The following is a 14815-nucleotide window of genomic DNA, read 5'->3' as shown; positions in this document are numbered from 1 at the left end:
ATATATTTTTGGAGCAACCAATCACGTCGACGCCACTTATAGCTAAATTAAGTATTTACGGGTGCATATATTTAATTACGAGGATCAAGCGATAATCGACCTAAGCAAGCCATTCATCTGATTCACCTCAATTTTTGTAAAGCCTCTAGAAAGGGCGACCACCTTCGTCTGCAATTCCGTCGCTAATAAAGATTTCAAGACATGTGATGCCTTAACTGCAGTTGGCGTGTAAATTCCACATACAGAACCAACTGCAATTGCTCCGATAGTATTTAGCATTAGCTTGGGCCTGGGCCCGCGAAACCCCGACGCATATAAAATTCTAGGGGCCACTGGCAACTCATATTTCCACCACACAGCACGCTTACTACACGTAGAGTTATTTTTGCATCGACCACCTACGTCGTTCAGATAAGACATAAGAGATTTACTCGGTGTGTCTGTAGGTCTAACCAACCAGCAAGATTCCCCTGCGTCGACGAAATTGCGTTTGAAGAAAGCTTCCGTCAAATTACTATTTTCAAGACTCACCTCTCGCAACGAGGAAACCGCCGCGACGACATCCTCACCAATTTCCAGTCCGTGATGCAATCTCTGACTTTCTGTCAAAAGAAATACTGTTTGATCCCCCGAGCTAAAGCCTCGCTGCGCGTACACATCGGCATCCTTACGCACATACTCAAGCGGCGGGTTAGATGAGAGAGTTGGGTTATCTATCCGAACCGCGTCGCCATTGTCAGGCAACCGATAATATTGAATAGATTTTCTTTTTTTCTGCTTATCAACGATGACAATACAAGCAGTAGTTAACACGCCTGGGAATGGCTCTGTATCAAATCTATAGATATCTAATTGCCATTCATTATTCGCGATAAATTCCCTCAATGTTCTTGCAGCGGGGCGTGTTACCCAGTCGAACGGTACTAAGTAAGCGACAAGTCCGTCGTTCTTTGTAGTGATAAGCGCCAACCAAAGAAAATAAAGATAAGCATTCGACCATCCATTGGGGGTAACGCCGGTTTGTTCTTTGATCCATTTAGAGATACGTTCACGCCATGTATCACTTAAGTCATGATGCCTTACATAAGGAGGGTTTCCGATCGCCAAATCAAATGCCTTTGGCAAAGCTTGCGCGAATGCGCAAGCCCTCAATATCGTGGCATTTTCTGGCAAAGGTGCAATAGGAATGCGCTTAGAATCCAGCTCATAGCCAATGTACTGGTCATATACGCCACCCACAGAAAAACGGCCATCGCCTGCTCCGGCATCAAATACGTTTTTACTTTTTGTTCGATACTTGCGAACTATTTCCCACACACGCTTCACGATTTCCGGAGGTGTATCCACCTGACATTTCTCAAGATAGTTACTGTTTGCTGCAAGACCATAACCATCAATTCGATGCGTGGCCGTCCTGACTGCGGATGCCGCATCAGTGAGTTCGCGTATAAGTACTTGGATTAAGTCGGTGGGAGTTGATGTAACCGCGCGTTTATTAGCTGCTTTTTTGTCGGCTCGCATCATTTTTTTCACTTCACGTTAGCTCTGGACCACTTCATTGGCTGGCTGCGCATGACGCGCCAACTACAATGTTTAGGTTGGTTTATTACTTTTTGCCTCAGCTGAAGGCTCTACATACGACCCTGCAGCGTTCTTAGGAAAGAGCTGGATCCCCCCAGCCGTTCGCCACTACTCCCCCTCTCTTGGCAAGTTCAGAAACTAATTACAAGAGCTTTTTTGCCTTTGCAAAAGAGAAAGATTTTGCAGAATACCATAAAAAAACTCCCGTTAAATGTGGGCAGGCCTTGTAGGCCTTGACATTTCAGGCAATCAAAACAATAATCCGTATTACACCTACGAAAATAAAAATAGAGTTCCATCAATCATCTAATTTCAGTTATGGCCACAAGTACCCAACAGCGGATTAAAAAACAAAGAGAAGCTCGATTTAAAGAGGGGTGGGCCGAAGTCCGAGTATGGGTGCCCACTAAAGAAGACGCGGAAAAGGTTCAGCAATTTGCAGAATCGCTTCGCAAACACGTAATGGAGCTAGAAGGGTTTAACGAACTTAAAGGGGTTAAAAAAATGCCGTTTAATAACCGAGAGAAAATTAAGGAGGCCATTGCTATGCAAGGTTCCGCAGCCTTTTCCACTCCCTCTGGCGCTGTTCAGACACTTTTGTCCGATTTCGCCCGGGATGGATACCTAGAGGATTTTTCGAAAGCCTTCACTATATTTGCTAGGGCTTATCCGAGCAATGCCGTTTACGTTGAAGAAAGCGTGCCGGCCAAGATCATGAATCACTACTGGATCCGTAATCAGGATATTGAGGTGAACAAATTCAGCGCTTGGGAAAAGAAGAATCCAAATTGGGGAGATGTCTTAAAAGACACTCTTCGCGATGCAGATGCATTTGAACGGCAAGTGAAACACATGTGCCAGCAAATGAAGGCGTAGAACCTTGAAGCGGAGCACCTTTTTCCATCGAAATCCGCCTTGGAAACTACGCCAGATTCTTTCTGCCAGGCAGCCATGTTAACTATCGAGTCTTCTCTTTTTTTGAGACAGTAGGATATGTGGATGCTGTCGATCGAAGCACTCGAATCGTTTTACTGGAATTTTTAGCACGAGATATCCGTGAAGAAAAAATTCGGCCGAGCCATACTTTTTTCGGCACCGACGTGACAGTGATTGCGCCGCCTTGCACGGTGAAAAAGACTCGCTGCCCGGTCTTCCAAGAATTCATCGGGCTAGGAATCATGACTATTCCTCGTCTCAACAATGTACTACTTATCGATGCCGGCTGTTTTCTTTTTAAGTTCATATACTTGTCGACGCAAAACACCCAGTCGCCTGTTTTTCCGTAATAGATAGTTTATTTTTGGATCTTAAGTTCTAGCTTCTTTCTCAATGCTATGACCTCGGCATTTAATTCGATGCATACTCCAAGCAGCGCTTGATATTTCTCCTCAGTTTCTTTTAACTTCTGAGTGACATCATCATTGCCATGGACTTTCTTCTTCCGCTCCTTCGCCTCTGCATTCCTTCCAATTGCCTGCCGTAATTCACTAATCAATTCGGGATGACTAGAATAGAGATTTGCACGATTGATCCCTGCCGTCCGACACACTTCGGCAATGGAAAGTGAGTGCAGGCCTTGCTCACTCATTCGAATTCTAACGGCGGCCCGGAACTTTTCCGTTACTGTTAGCAGGTCTTGAGGATTTTCCTTCTTCATGTTGCATCAGTTGAGAGCTTAACTATCAACGTAGCCAGAACCTGATGAGATTTTTTTAATCGCTCTTTTGCTAAAATTTTGGCTTGTTCCGAAACCTGCGGATTAAGTATAAATCGCTCTTCTCTCTTTACTCGCTCTTCCCACCATGGCCGATGTTCCACGGTTGCTACAAAATTCTTGCAGCTCGAACATACGCCGGGAGAACGAGCGACTTCGTTGGGCCCAGTTTGGTCGCCCCCACATGCTGAATATACTTTGGAGTAAATGCAATATCCCCAATCGCACGGAGCCAGCATTACTCCCTGTCCAATTAATTTGTCGACCAGACTTTTAAGAGCATTTTTACCTTTAAAAGACGACACATCGTTGCGAATCTTTTGAATAGTCGGTGCTGCAGCACCGCCGATATTGGCACATTCCAAAAGGTGCCTCAATCTTATCGCTAACTCCTTTCTATCTGCGATTGCCAACATCCTCGACAACTCATGGTCGCTCCCGACATAGCGATCATCGGTAAATTGCTTGTAAGCGTGGCCAAACTGAGCGGCAACAGGGCCCAGCATACTTTTATTACGGAGAACTGCCAGCTGAGCAAAAGACTTCCGTGTCATATGAGGATGAAATTTATCAATATAGACGTCACCCTTTCTATATTGGGAGGAAACGAACTTCCGAAGCTTGCTTCTCAGCGATTTTTGCGACCATCGAATTGCACAGGATTCTTCCGGAAAAAAAGCTCCGGACTGCCGCAGCAACAGTAATGGTCTATCCGAACCTTCTTTGTAACCATCAGTCGTGGCTATGGAAGCTACTTCTTTGAGAAATTCCACAACTTTCACTAGCATCTTACCGGCAACCCATTTTCTTTCTTCTCCGTTTCGTTTCGCTGCGATCCCGCATATAAAAGTCTGCACTTCTCCAGGCTCTTGCTCGACGTACTCTGTGCAATTCACATTGAGCGACAACAGTTCGCTAACTCGCATACCAGACAATATCAGTACTAGATAAGCACAAGCCCCTTCCAGCACCGTAAATCCTGCTGTTAAAACTTTTTTAATCGATCGTGAATCCCGTAGTTTCAGTTCAGCTTTAAGTCCTAGATAGAGATCGCTCTTCTCAGCTTCCCTGTAGAGCCCAACTAACGCCTTATTTCTAGTCCCATATGATCTGCCGTTGACAGTGCCGCATTCTCGATCGGATCGGATCAAGCGGAGATAAGATGGACCATAATGCTCTAACCAATTGATTGCCTGACCAATCAATTGAATAGCCTTCTTCTCATCAATTCCCACCCACGGACGATCTTGCCTCGTGCGCACGAACAGTTTAAGTTCTTCAAAATGCGCGCCTATATTGAATCGTATAGGTCGCTCATATCTGGCACGCGAATCCCAAAGTAATTGAAAGAGAGTATATAAATTATGGAAGTGCTTCTGCGAAATTGCTTTTCCAGATGCACTTCGAGGGCGTCTAGACTTGAAAAACTCTAAGACATCCTCAATCAAGAGATCCGAAAAATTCCAAAGCTGACGTGCGGTCATCCAACGACAAATCGAACCAAGCATTTCAAAAGCCACCCTCATTGCATTCGGAGAGAGGCACCATGCTTGGTCAGTTCTCTCTCCCCAATTGGCTAGAAAGAAGTTTTGCGCCGACAAAGTGAGATTCCTTCTTTCCTCCTCACATCCCAATGTAGGGTGAAGTAACTTCGTCCAGTCTAATTTGAATTCTTTATCTGGATATAAACGACTAGTATTTAAACTCCATGTTCGTACGCCGACATAGTTCGAGCTGTAATCCATAGTCGTCACTCTAGCTCTAATGTTGGGTAACGCATCGCAAGGTCTCGCGCCTTTACAACGACGCTCTCCGGAACAAACGGAAGAATAGAATTATTTATAGTTAGTAAAGTGTCCGCATAAAGGGCCTGAAAGCGCGCGCCCCAACCTTCAATATCCGCACTATTTTTTGCTTTTTCTAGCGTAGTTTTTGCGCTCAGAATTCGAGCAATAACATGTACATCATCCAGAGTAATCACCGCACCAGGACAAGTGCAACACTTTGTAAAACTCAAACAGCGCTGACCGGATTCTGTAATGCCGTCTAATCCAGAAAAAGGATCTCTACACGAAAATCCGAATACTGTTTCTTGACGTCCTTTTCCTGAAATTTCTTTATGCAGTTCTTTATCTGGAGATGTCCCCCTCGCTTTCTTCTCCAAGCTTCCCTGAAACCAATGAAGAGCTCGATATTCAGTTTCACTGAATTCCTTCGAGCTAATATAGCGAGAAGTTGTTTTTACAGACTGATGATTAAGGCGTTGTTGAGAAACTTTTACATTTCCAGTTTTTTTAAAATGCAATTCCGCATTGGTATGACGCCAGTCCGCGAAGTCAAAGTCTGATAGATGGCTTTCTGAAATAAAATCTGCCAACGCATTGTGCAGTGTCTGCCTGCTCGGTACAGCAGCAACTTGGCTTATTGATCCGAGCGCAAGAAATGCCTTACTTTGTTCACTTGACTCTGCCAATGAACATAAATTCTCATTGAGCTGAATTAGCTTCCTAAGCACATTCGGAGCTGACCAATGTTTATCTTTGGGAAAATCAACTCGTTGTTCTCTTCTGACTTTTAATTTATTCCAGTCCAAAAACTCTAGGTCATCGCGCAAAGGATGCTGCCGAATACTATCCCTGTCCATGCTGATGATAGACGCGGCATTTCCTGCGGATTGAATGAGTACAACCAGATAGAACGGCAATATGTCTTCCAAACAAATTGCAAATAGTTTTCTATACCTTTTTAATCCTCCGGTATTTCGGACCAACCCTAGTAGCTTAATACCCGGCCTATTAATATCGTCGATTTGGGGAACCAACCCTGAGCCCACCCTCAATAGGGATTTAAATATATAAGATATTTTTTGATCTTCTTCGGAAAGATCAGATCTTTCTAGAAGTGCTCTGCCGTATAAAATGCGGATTTCTATGGCTTCTATTTTTTGGTAGCAAATAGCAAGAACCTGTTTAACAAAGATTTCATCCAGGCGTTTCCGATGACTAATCGAGTCTTTATTTAAACTAATTTCAGGTACTTTAAAATCCATATCAAGTGCCACTATCCTTGAGAAATTTCTATGGCACCAACGCAATACTGCTAATACTTCATTTTGAATCGCTCTCTGCGTCGTATTCATTAGATGTGTTTTACAGAGCCATCTATGAAATTCATGCATAACATCATTGGGAAGAGACTCGCGGGAAGACAAGCCTGATTTTTCTAAGAACGAAACAAAATAGCGCAATCGATATAGAGTCGCGACCTGGGACTTAACCGTAGAGTGTCCGTGCAACGCGGCTATAGCTCTTAAAAATCCGGTAGCTAAATTTGATGAAAGCAGAGTATTTGATAAATCAATTTTTGCGACAGTCCTCCCACTTTTATCGACAAGAAGGTCACACCTATTTTCGCTTACTCGGATTATGGAAGAAATCACAATGACGCTCCATAGAGGTAGTCCAACGCAGCGACAACAGTAGGACTGGTTATCTTCATCGAGGACAAATAGATTTCTGTTGTAGCCGAATTTGAATGACCGAGCAACATCTGTAAGGTCTTCAAACTATTTATTTTTTCTTCGGATGAATCTGCACTCTCATTTTCTAAAAATCGTAGAACATTTGTGGCATAAGTGTGGCGCAGATGGTGCAAAGTCGCCTTGCTTCCGATGCTGTCAGCAGCTTTACGAAACTTATTACTCATTGACCATTTTGAGATCGGTCTTCCGTCTCTATTGAGAAAGATGAAATCTGAAAATTTTTCTTCGGCCGGCTTCGGTCGTATTGAAAACAAATACCACTGTGTTTCTTCAATAAGCGGAACTGGAACATATACTGAGACCTCCTTTCCTCCTTTACGTCTTATGACCATATCAATCAGACCGCTCTCGTTAAACGCAACAGTTTCGGGAGAAGGAAGGTCCGTGCGGCGTAGAGATGCAACCTCCATTCTCCGCATGCCTGTAGCTATTGCCCATCGAAAGGCGAGTCGATATGGATCTTTGACATATTTAAACAGGCACGATATTTCCTCCCCGCTCAACACTTTTGGATGTCGCTTCACTACTCGTACGGAAAACACTCGTGGGCACTTGCGCTCTGTGAGAAATCGCCCCAACGATGAGACTTCTCCATGACGCTGACACCAGTTATAAAATTGCTTCACGACAGTAACGCGTAAATTTACAGTTGCACTGGAAATCGGTTCTCCGCTTTCAGTCAATCCGTGATTTTGGCTTGAACGATATAGTTGCAGAATTTCCTCATCCGCCCTATCAGCATCAACAGAAGAATCAGCTAAAAATCGAAACCAAGAAACAAGGCTTTCACCGTATGTCCTCTGTGTATCCGCCGTATAGCCTTTATTAACAATCGCTACATATATTAAAAATCTTGTGGCGGTCCAAATTGGAGTTCCGTCGCGTCCCACCAGTACATACAGCATAAGATTTTGAAACTTACGCAAAGAGCTAAATTGGTAACGTTCGACGTCAGCAATACGAATCAGATCCTCGGAAGTTAATCCTTGAATTTTCGCCAACGAAATTAATTTGATGCCAGTTGCTTGGGATGAGAGCATATGATTCACTCCACTAATAGATAGGCCGTGATCGGGGAAACATAGAGGACTTTATCTACTACTGATACATACATACAGTTTTCATCACCTAATCATCGACGTGTTCCCCGGCGACGAGAAGGACATGGTGCGCAGCATGCTGTCCGAGTCGCTCAGCGCGGTGGTCTCGCAAATCCTGCTGAAAACCAAAGCCGGCGACGAGCGCATCGCCGCCCACGAAATCATGCTCGGCACGCCCGCCATCCGCAACCTGATCCGCGAAGGGAAAGTGGCGCAGATGGTCTCGGTCATGCAGACCTCCGGCGGCGCCGGCATGCAGACGCTGGATCATTGCCTCGGCGACTTGCTGCGCAGGGATCTGATCACGTCGGAGACCGCACGCGCAGCATCCCGCACGCCCGGCCAGTTCGCCTGAAGCATGGGCTATGATGGATGCCATTCCCATCCACTTCGACGAGGCCATCATGCCCAGCATCTACGACTTCCATCCTGCCCTGCCCGACAACACGCCGGCGGCGCTCGACCAATACCGCGGCAAGGTCGTCCTGATCGTCAACACCGCCAGCAAATGCGGCTTCACGCCGCAGTACCAGGGGCTGGAAAAGATTTATCGCGAGTTCAAGGACAAGGGCGTGGAAGTGCTCGGTTTCCCCTGCAACCAGTTCGGCGGCCAGGAGCCCGGCACGGCGGAAGAGATCGGCGCCTTCTGCGAAAAGAATTACGGCGTCAGCTTCCCGCTGTTCGCCAAGATCGACGTCAACGGCGACCAGGCCGATCCGCTGTTTGCCTACATCAAGGCGGAAGCCCCCGGCCTGCTCGGCAGCAAGGCGATCAAATGGAATTTCACCAAATTCCTGGTGCGTAAAAACGGCAGCGTGTTCAAACGCTACGCACCGGCCACCAAGCCGGAAGACATGGTGGCCGATATCGAGAAATTGCTGGCGGAGTAAGCTGGGTTCAGTGCACGTTGCAAATGCCGTCGCCATACGGTGCGGCGGCAAATTCGGGCAACTTTTCGGCCGCTGCCGACAAGGCCGCCAGCGCCGGATAACGATCTGCCGGGACTACGTCGGCCACCAGTTGCCGGCTGAAATACCAGGCTACCGCCGTCGTCAGCGTGGCCTGGTCGATAGTTGCACTGGTCACACCGGTCACGACTTTCGGCCGCTTGACGAACTCTTCTTCCAGCGCCTTGTAAGCCTCCAGCAATTGACCCGACACGCGCGCCAGCCAAGGTTCATGCAACTTCTCGGCCGGACGCAGCTTATGCTCATAGACAATCTGCACACTCTTCTCACAGGCCGTCATCGCCAGCCCGATGATGCGCAGCGCGCGCTGCAACTCACCCAGGTCGGTCGGCAGCAGACTGCGCTTCTTCTGTGGGAACGCTTCGGCGTATTGCGTGATCAGTATCGAATCCATCAGCACCGTGCCGTCGTCGCAGATCAGCGACGGCGCCTTGACCAGCGGATTGATTTCGCGGAAACGATCAAAGGCGCTGAACACCGAGATCGACTGGTGTTCGAACGGCAGGCCGAGCAATTGCAGGGAAATGGCGGCGCGGCGGACATAGGGCGAATCGAGCATGCCGATGAGTTGCACTGGGTTCTCCTTGATGGGCGAAGTGGCGGCGGTGAAGCCTCGGGACGTAAACATACCGCGAAATAAAAAAGGACGCCTTGGCGTCCTTTTTGTCATCGACAAATAGTCGATTAGTTCTTGGTCTGATCGACCAGCTTGTTGGCCTTGATCCAAGGCAGGCTGGACGGGGTTTCGCAAAGCAACGCTTTGCGCCGTCCTGCCCAGGGCACGCATGCTTGCGTGTCCTGTGATGATGCCTACGATCGCGGTTCGTGGTCGTATTAGTTCTTCGACTGGTCCACAAGTTTGTTGGCTTTAATCCACGGCATCATCGCGCGCAGCTTCTCGCCGACGATTTCGATCTGGTGTTCGGCATTGATGCGACGACGCGACAGCAAGGTCGGTGCGCCGGCCTTGTTTTCCAGGATGAAGCTCTTGGCGTATTCGCCGGTCTGGATGTCGTTCAACACCTGCTTCATGACCTTCTTGCTCTCTTCGTTGATGATGCGCGGGCCGGTGACGTATTCGCCGTATTCCGCATTGTTCGAGATCGAGTAGTTCATGTTGGCGATGCCGCCTTCATAGATCAGGTCGACGATCAGTTTCAGTTCGTGCAGGCATTCGAAGTATGCCATTTCAGGCGCGTAGCCGGCTTCCACCAGGGTTTCGAAACCGGCCTTGATCAGTTCGACGGCGCCGCCGCACAGCACTGCCTGCTCGCCGAACAGGTCGGTTTCGGTTTCTTCGCGGAAGTTGGTTTCGATGATGCCGGCACGGCCGCCGCCGTTGGCGGTAGCGTACGACAGAGCAACGTCACGCGCAGTGCCGGACTTGTCCTGGTACACCGCGATCAGATGCGGCACGCCGCCGCCTTGGGTGTAGGTCGAACGCACTGTGTGGCCCGGGGCCTTCGGCGCGATCATGATGATGTCCAGGTCGGCGCGCGGCACGACCTGGCCGTAGTGGATGTTGAAGCCGTGGGCGAAAGCGACTGTCGCGCCTTGCTTGGCGTGCGGCGCGACGTTTTCTGCATAGACCTGGCCGATGTTTTCATCCGGCAGCAGGATCATGATGACGTCGGCGCCCTTGACCGCTTCGTTGACTTCGGCAACGTTCAGGCCGGCGTTCTTGGCCTTGTTCCACGAAGCGCCGTCCTTGCGCAGCGCAACGGTGACCTTGCAGCCGGAGTCGTTCAGGTTTTGCGCGTGGGCGTGGCCTTGCGAACCGTAACCGATGATGGTCACGTTCTTGTTCTTGATCAGGGACAGGTCTGCGTCTTTGTCGTAAAAAACTTTCATGGTCTTCCTAAATTCCTCAATGTGAGCGGAGCTCTTTTATTTTGTCATGGGCGCCGCCCGAAAGCGGCACGATGGGTTTCGATCAGGCCGCGTACGACGCGAAATGCGTCGGCATGGCCTGGTCGCGCACGTGCGGAATATCCAGCTGGCGCAATTTGCGATACAGCGAGGCGCGGCACATTCCCAGTTGCCGCGAAGCGGCGGAAATGTTCCAGCGACTGCCGACCAGCGCATCGATAACGCGCGTGCGCTCGTCCCCGAGCGGGCCGCCTGATGGGCGCGGGAGGATATCGGCAGCACCGGCTTGTGGCACGATGCTGCGGACGTTGGAGGCCGGAGAAATAGCCGGCCCCTCGTAGTGAATGGCGTGCGAAGTTGATGACGCGAACGTCTCCATCAGCTCCTCCGGCAGATCGCCGGCTTCGATGCGATCACCGTTCATGACGGCGCAGCAGTAGCGGATCACGGCGTGCATCTGGCGCAAATTGCCGGGCCAGGAATAGGCCAGCATCTGCTGCAGAGCGGCCGGCGCAATGATGCCGTCGTCAACATCTGCGCCGGACATTTCGTCGGCGATCATCTGCATGATCAACGCGCGGCGGTCGGTACGGCTGCGCAGCGACGGCAAACGCAGCACGCCGCCGGCGATGCGGTAATACAAATCTTCGCGGAAGCGCCCTTGCGCCACCAGCGTTTTCAGATCCTGGTGCGTGGCGCAGATCAGATGCACGTCGACCGGCACCGGATGCGCCGCGCCCAGCGGAATCACTTCGCGCTCGGACAGCACGCGCAGCAGGCGCGTCTGCAACGCGAACGGCATGTCGCCGATTTCATCGAGGAACAGCGTGCCGCCGTCGGCCTGCTGCACCTTGCCTTTCATGCCGCCCGGCAGCGCGCCGGAAAACGCGCCCTTGCAATAGCCGAACAGTTCGCTCTCGGCCAGGCTCTCAGGAATCGAAGCGCAGTTGACGGCCACCCAGTTGGCGGCGCGGCGTTCGCTGTAGGCGTGCAGCGCGCGCGACAGGTATTCCTTGCCGGTGCCGGTTTCGCCGAGGATCAGAATGGGGATGTTGCGGTCGATCAGGCGCTTGCCGCGCGCGATCAGGTCTTGCATCTGCGGATCGCCGCCACAGAGTTCATCGAGTGAGCGATAGCGTGCGCTGCTGACATATCTGCGCGCCGTAGCGAGGTCTACCGTGGATGTCGGCATGATTTGTCTCCTGTCCATGAACTGCTTTTTCTTATGTGGCGGCGAGGCCGGCTCGTGGCCGGATTGCCTGGGAGTCAGTCGCAAGTAAGCTGACTCTGCGGCAAAGAATAGCCAGCTTGTTTGATAACTTCCAATACAATATAGGCACACAATTAATACCTTAAAGGTATCAAATGATCGAACTGCGCCATCTCACTTATTTCCGCACCGTAGCAGAAACCCTCCATTTCGGCCGTGCCGCCGACTTGTTGCATATCTCGCAACCGCCGCTCACGCGCCAGATTGCGGCCTTGGAAAAGGAGCTCGGCGTGCAGTTGTTCGACCGCAGCAAACGCAGCGTGCAGCTGACCGAAGCGGGCAAACATTTCTACCGGGACACTGCTGAAATTTTTCATGCGCTGGAGCGCGCCCGGCGCAATGCCGTCAGCACCGGGGCCGGCAACAGCGGCGCGCTGCTGGTGGGTTTCATGATGTCGACCGCCTATAACATCCTGCCGTCGGTGACGCGCCACTATTCGGCGGCCTATCCCGAGGTCGACATGCGCCTGACCGAGCACGTGCCGAACCTGCTGGCGATAGATATCAGGGAAGGGAAACGCGACGTCGGCATGATGTACCGGCCTGAAGATTGCAGCGGGCTGGACAGCCGAACGATCTTTTCCGAACCGCTGGTGGCGGTGCTGCCGAAAAACCATCGCCTGGCGACACGTGAAAAAATTTCAGCCAGGGATCTGGCCGACGATCCCTTCGTCAGCATCCCGCGCGCGATTGCGCCGGTGGTCTACGACCTGATCGTCAATTGCTGCCTGGCCGCGGGCTTCCGTCCGCGCATCAAGCTGGAAGCCAACCTGCAGCAGACCATTGTCAATCTGGTCGGGGAAGGCCTGGGGGTGGCGATGGTGCCGGACTCGATGCAGGCCATGCATCTGGAAACCACCGTCTTCAAACCGCTGGTCGATGCGCCGGTGGTGGAAGTGGCGGTGATCTGGAACAAGGACAATCGCAATCCCTGCATCCAGACCTTTGTGCAGACGGCGGAAGAAGTGTGGAACGGCCTCAAAAATACCCAGCCTGCGCCGCTGCCTTCGCCGCCAACGGGGCGCACGCGACGACCCGCCCTCAGCCGTTTTTCAAAGAACTGAGCGCCAGCCGCAGACGTGCGTTATTGCCGCTGCCGAGGCGAGGCGAGGCGAGGCGAGGAAATCCTACACGCACTTGAGGCTGAGGCCGCCGTCCACGATCAGGTCGACGCCGGTCACGTAACGCGCCGCATCCGACGCCAGGAACAAGGCCGCATGCGCCACGTCCCAGGCATCGCCCATGTGGCCCATCGGACATTGCGCATGGCGCTTGCGGCGCATTTCTTCGATGTCGCCGCCATAGGATGCTTTCAGCGGCTCGCGGATCATCGGCGTGTCCATCAGTCCGGGCAGCACGCAGTTGGCGCGGATGCCCAGCGGTGCGTATTGCATCGCGATGTTCCTGGTCAGCGCCAGCATCGCCGCCTTGGACGCCGAATAGGCGACATACGGAAAGCCGACCCAACGGATCGCCGCCAGCGACGAGATGTTGACGATGGCGCCCTTCTTCTGTTTTTCCATCACCGGCAGCACGTGCTTGCAGGTCATGAAGACGCTGGTCTGGTTGATGGCGATGACGCGGTTCCAGCTCTCTTCGCTGGCTTCGACCGGGCCGCCGGTTTCAGCGATGCCGACGTTATTGTGCAAGACGTCGATGCGGCCGAAATGATCGAGCGCGGCTTGCACCATGGCTTCGATGTCCGGCGTCTTCGACACGTCGGCGGCGACCACTTCACAGGTGCCGCCTTCGCTGCGGATCAGGTCGCAGGTTTCCTGTGCGGCCTGCAGGTTGCGGTCGACCGCCAGCACGCGCGCACCTTCGCGCGCATACAGCACCGCCGCCGCCTTGCCGTTGCCCCAGCCCTCGCCGACCGAACCTGCGCCGCTGACGATGACGACCTTGTCTTCCATTGCGCGTGCCATGAAGTGCTCCGGTCAGATGTCGAGGATGCCGGCGGCTACGAAGCCGCCGTCCACCGGCACCACGTGACCGGTGATGTAGGACGAATCGTCGGCCGCCAGAAACGACACTGCCGCGGCGATTTCGTCGGTGCTGCCGTAGCGGTGCATCGGCACGCCGGCGGTGAAGCTCTTGCGGGTTTCCGGCGAGTGCACGGCCTGCGTCAGCGGCGTATCGACCGGGCCCGGCGCGACGCTGTTGACGGTGACGCCATGCTCGGCCAGCTCGATCGCCATCTGGCGCGTCAGGCCGATCACTGCCGCCTTGGAAGTGCCGTAGGCGGTGCGGCCGGAGCCGGCGCGAATACCCGAGATGGAAGAAATATTGACGATGCGGCCCCACTTGCGACGCACCATCATGCGCGCGGCATGCTGGCCGCACAGCATCACGCCGGTGACGTTGATGTTCATCGTCAGCAGCCAGTTGTCGATCGGATAATCGAGGAAGGGGAAGGTCTTGGCGACGCCGGCATTGTTGACCAGCACGTCGCAGCGGCCGTAGTCTTTTTCGACGTCGGCGAAGGCTTTCCCGATGGATTCGGGCTTGCTGACATCCATTGCCAGCGGCGCAGCTTTGCCGCCATCGGCATTGATCTTGTCGGCGGTCGCGGTGGCCGCTTCCAGGTTGATGTCCGAGACCAGTACGGTGTAGCCGTCGCGCGCCAGACGCTGGGAAATTGCGGCGCCGATACCCATGGCTCCGCCCGTCACGAGCGCCACGCGGGCGCCGCTGTCATTTTGGTTCATGTTGTCTCCGTGAGGATGGCGGCTTGCGGAGGAAAGGTGCAAGCCGCCGTTTTCAGATGTTGTT

At 52.1% G+C, this 14815-nt stretch carries 13 protein-coding genes and 1 pseudogene; 4 read left to right on the top strand and 10 right to left on the bottom strand.

All coding sequences use genetic code 11. The features are described from left to right. Window positions 1–84 precede the first annotated feature (84 nt). Window positions 85–1524 carry an Eco57I restriction-modification methylase domain-containing protein gene (locus tag DXT88_RS03855; protein WP_265211691.1) on the bottom strand — a complete coding sequence of 480 codons (1440 nt, stop codon included), beginning with the start codon at window positions 1522–1524 and terminating at the stop codon, window positions 85–87. A gap of 375 nt (window positions 1525–1899) precedes the next feature. Between DXT88_RS03855 and DXT88_RS03850 the strand changes: the two genes are divergently transcribed. After that, a complete protein-coding gene (locus DXT88_RS03850; protein WP_265211690.1) occupies window positions 1900–2457 on the top strand; it encodes a hypothetical protein in 558 nt (185 codons plus the stop codon). A gap of 418 nt (window positions 2458–2875) precedes the next feature. Here DXT88_RS03850 and DXT88_RS03845 read toward each other — a convergent pair whose 3' ends face one another. Genes DXT88_RS03845 through DXT88_RS03830 form a run of 4 tightly spaced genes read right to left on the bottom strand, consistent with a single transcriptional unit; the run spans window position 2876 to window position 7876 of the window. Beyond that, the gene (locus tag DXT88_RS03845) at window positions 2876–3238 is read right to left on the bottom strand and encodes a hypothetical protein (protein WP_265211689.1); all 363 of its coding nucleotides are present in this window, start codon (window positions 3236–3238) and stop codon (window positions 2876–2878) included. Continuing rightward, window positions 3235–5040 carry a tyrosine-type recombinase/integrase gene (locus DXT88_RS03840; protein ID WP_265211688.1) on the bottom strand — a complete coding sequence of 602 codons (1806 nt, stop codon included), beginning with the start codon at window positions 5038–5040 and terminating at the stop codon, window positions 3235–3237. The genes DXT88_RS03845 and DXT88_RS03840 overlap by 4 nt, the downstream gene beginning before the upstream one ends. Window positions 5041–5045: 5 nt before the next feature. Then, a complete protein-coding gene (locus tag DXT88_RS03835; protein WP_265211687.1) occupies window positions 5046–6734 on the bottom strand; it encodes a hypothetical protein in 1689 nt (562 codons plus the stop codon). Next, window positions 6731–7876, bottom strand: coding sequence for a tyrosine-type recombinase/integrase (locus tag DXT88_RS03830; RefSeq protein WP_265211686.1), 1146 nt, complete (start codon window positions 7874–7876; stop codon window positions 6731–6733). Before DXT88_RS03830 ends, DXT88_RS03835 begins: the two co-directional genes overlap by 4 nt. Before the next feature lie 91 nt (window positions 7877–7967). Between DXT88_RS03830 and DXT88_RS03825 the strand changes: the two are divergent. Together DXT88_RS03825 and DXT88_RS03820 are read left to right on the top strand one after the other, a co-directional pair. Continuing rightward, window positions 7968–8291: pseudogene (locus DXT88_RS03825) on the top strand (twitching motility protein PilT); the annotation flags it as partial. 49 nt (window positions 8292–8340) lie between these two features. Then, window positions 8341–8826, top strand: a complete 486-nt coding sequence (locus DXT88_RS03820) for a glutathione peroxidase (RefSeq protein ID WP_265211731.1) — start codon at window positions 8341–8343, stop codon at window positions 8824–8826. Between the two features lie 7 nt (window positions 8827–8833). Here the strand turns inward: DXT88_RS03820 and DXT88_RS03815 are convergent, their stop codons facing one another. The 3 genes from DXT88_RS03815 to DXT88_RS03805 form a co-directional block, all read right to left on the bottom strand. Further along, window positions 8834–9478 carry a glutathione S-transferase family protein gene (locus tag DXT88_RS03815; protein WP_265211685.1) on the bottom strand — a complete coding sequence of 215 codons (645 nt, stop codon included), beginning with the start codon at window positions 9476–9478 and terminating at the stop codon, window positions 8834–8836. 260 nt (window positions 9479–9738) lie between these two features. Continuing rightward, window positions 9739–10755 (bottom strand): ketol-acid reductoisomerase, encoded by a 1017-nt coding sequence (gene ilvC / locus DXT88_RS03810; protein WP_016832337.1) that lies wholly within the window; start codon window positions 10753–10755, stop codon window positions 9739–9741. Window positions 10756–10837: 82 nt separating this feature from the next. Continuing rightward, the gene (locus tag DXT88_RS03805; RefSeq protein WP_265211683.1) at window positions 10838–11965 is read right to left on the bottom strand and encodes a sigma-54-dependent Fis family transcriptional regulator; all 1128 of its coding nucleotides are present in this window, start codon (window positions 11963–11965) and stop codon (window positions 10838–10840) included. Between the two features lie 173 nt (window positions 11966–12138). On the opposite strand from DXT88_RS03805, the gene DXT88_RS03800 reads away from it, so the two are divergent. After that, window positions 12139–13107 (top strand): LysR family transcriptional regulator, encoded by a 969-nt coding sequence (locus DXT88_RS03800; protein WP_265211682.1) that lies wholly within the window; start codon window positions 12139–12141, stop codon window positions 13105–13107. Window positions 13108–13170: 63 nt separating this feature from the next. Here the strand turns inward: DXT88_RS03800 and DXT88_RS03795 are convergent, their stop codons facing one another. Together DXT88_RS03795 and DXT88_RS03790 are read right to left on the bottom strand one after the other, a co-directional pair. After that, window positions 13171–13968, bottom strand: a complete 798-nt coding sequence (locus DXT88_RS03795) for an SDR family NAD(P)-dependent oxidoreductase (RefSeq protein WP_265211680.1) — start codon at window positions 13966–13968, stop codon at window positions 13171–13173. 12 nt (window positions 13969–13980) lie between these two features. Beyond that, entirely contained in the window at window positions 13981–14751 is a 771-nt protein-coding gene (locus tag DXT88_RS03790; protein WP_265211679.1) for an SDR family NAD(P)-dependent oxidoreductase, read from the bottom strand. Window positions 14752–14815: the final 64 nt, after the last annotated feature.

It is taken from the genome of Herbaspirillum lusitanum (assembly GCF_026127345.1).
Lineage (GTDB): Bacteria > Pseudomonadota > Gammaproteobacteria > Burkholderiales > Burkholderiaceae_D > Herbaspirillum > Herbaspirillum lusitanum.
Note: the sequence above shows the minus strand (reverse complement) of the source record. Positions and strands in the feature narration are given on the sequence as shown.

Bases quoted from the DNA above. Each gene is read 5' to 3' on its own strand.
- DXT88_RS03855 (WP_265211691.1), bottom strand. From the start codon at position 1,524: ATGATGCGAGCCGACAAAAAAGCAGCTAATAAACGCGCGGTTACATCA.
- DXT88_RS03850 (WP_265211690.1), top strand. From the start codon at position 1,900: ATGGCCACAAGTACCCAACAGCGGATTAAAAAACAAAGAGAAGCTCGA.
- DXT88_RS03845 (WP_265211689.1), bottom strand. From the start codon at position 3,238: ATGAAGAAGGAAAATCCTCAAGACCTGCTAACAGTAACGGAAAAGTTC.
- DXT88_RS03840 (WP_265211688.1), bottom strand. From the start codon at position 5,040: ATGGATTACAGCTCGAACTATGTCGGCGTACGAACATGGAGTTTAAAT.
- DXT88_RS03830 (WP_265211686.1), bottom strand. From the start codon at position 7,876: ATGCTCTCATCCCAAGCAACTGGCATCAAATTAATTTCGTTGGCGAAA.
- DXT88_RS03820 (WP_265211731.1), top strand. From the start codon at position 8,341: ATGCCCAGCATCTACGACTTCCATCCTGCCCTGCCCGACAACACGCCG.
- ilvC (WP_016832337.1), bottom strand. From the start codon at position 10,755: ATGAAAGTTTTTTACGACAAAGACGCAGACCTGTCCCTGATCAAGAAC.
- DXT88_RS03805 (WP_265211683.1), bottom strand. From the start codon at position 11,965: ATGCCGACATCCACGGTAGACCTCGCTACGGCGCGCAGATATGTCAGC.
- DXT88_RS03800 (WP_265211682.1), top strand. From the start codon at position 12,139: ATGATCGAACTGCGCCATCTCACTTATTTCCGCACCGTAGCAGAAACC.
- DXT88_RS03795 (WP_265211680.1), bottom strand. From the start codon at position 13,968: ATGGCACGCGCAATGGAAGACAAGGTCGTCATCGTCAGCGGCGCAGGT.
- DXT88_RS03790 (WP_265211679.1), bottom strand. From the start codon at position 14,751: ATGAACCAAAATGACAGCGGCGCCCGCGTGGCGCTCGTGACGGGCGGA.